Annotated in this window: 1 protein-coding gene and 1 pseudogene; both read left to right on the top strand. The window is 76.5% G+C overall.

Translation table 11 applies throughout. The features are described 5' to 3' along the window. Positions 1–787, top strand: a 787-nt coding sequence (locus tag C1A33_RS26005) for a lipopolysaccharide biosynthesis protein (protein ID WP_423748150.1), incomplete at its 5' end; no start/stop codon positions are given. Positions 788–930: 143 nt separating this feature from the next. Beyond that, positions 931–1,202, top strand: a pseudogene (locus C1A33_RS26000) (hypothetical protein); the annotation flags it as partial.

Here is a 1,202-nt window from a genome sequence, read left to right as displayed (position 1 = left end):
CCGCTGGTCCGCCCCGCAGCTGCCCGACGACGGCACCCCGCCGGCCACCGGTCCGATCCCGGTGCCGATCCCGGCGCCGCGGCCCAGCGCCCGCCAGAGCGTCATCGCCGACACCACCGTCGCGCTCGGCGCGCTGGTGCCGCTGGCGCTGCTGCAGAACATGGACGTGGTCATCGTCGGCTGGCTGGGTTCGTCGGGCGTCGGCGGTTACGCGGCGATCTCGACGGCCTGCAAGGTGCCGGTGTTCATCGGCCTCGCGGTCGCCAACTTCCTGCTGCCCGAGGCGGCGCGCCGGCGCAAGGAGGGCCGGCCCGCCGGCGGCACCCTGGCGATCGCGCTCGCCTTCGTGGTCACCCCCGGGCTGGTGCTGGCGGCCATCGGGCTGGTCGGCGCAAAGTGGCTGCTGGGCCTCGTGTTCGGCCCGCATCTGACCGGCGCGGCCCCCGCCCTGTGGGTGCTGGCGCTCAGCATGACGTTGCTGGCGGTCACCCTGATGTTCACCACCTACCTGCTGGGCGCGGGCGTGCGCAGGGTGGTCGGGGTGCTGGCGGTCGCCACGGTGGCGACGGCGGGGGCGCTGGTGTCGGCCGGCGGCGGGGCGATGGCCACCGCGGTCGCGGCACTGGCCGCCGAATCGGTGACGGCACTGGCGGTCGGGCTGCTCGTCGTCCAGCTACACCACGCCGATCGGCGGGCAGCCGGGCCGGCCCCGGACGCCGTCGAGCCGCGCGGGCCCGCGGCGGTGGGCGATCCCCAGCCCGAGGGCGGTTTCCCGGCGCCCGTGTAGGCGTCCCCGCCAGGGCGTAGCCCATTCGGCCTGTGCCCGATATGTCCGATGGGGTCGTCCGGTACCGTCGATGTACTCGATGAGGGCATCCCTCATCGGTGTGGAGAGCCCCCACCGGCGTCGAGAGGCGGAGGCCACCGCACATGCCAGTCAGGATTCGCTCCGGGGCCGATGGCGGCGAGCGCGGGCGCGCCGCCGCGAGTGGCCATTCCTCCCGGCGGTCGCGTGCCGGTCGCGACGCGCGCGACGATGGTGCCACCACCGCGCCCGCCGGCAGCGCCACCGCGCCGGCGGGCATCGCCGAGGAGCTCGGGCTGACCGCCGACGGCGCGGAGCACGACACGTTGCCCGGTCCCGGCGGGCCGGATCACGACACGTTGCCCGGCGGCTCCGGCCCCGGTGCGCCCCCCGCCCC

Origin of the sequence: Frankia canadensis (genome assembly GCF_900197875.1) — a bacterium.
Taxonomy (GTDB): Bacteria; Actinomycetota; Actinomycetes; order Frankiales; family Frankiaceae; genus Frankia; species Frankia canadensis.
Note: the sequence above shows the minus strand (reverse complement) of the source record. Positions and strands in the feature narration are given on the sequence as shown.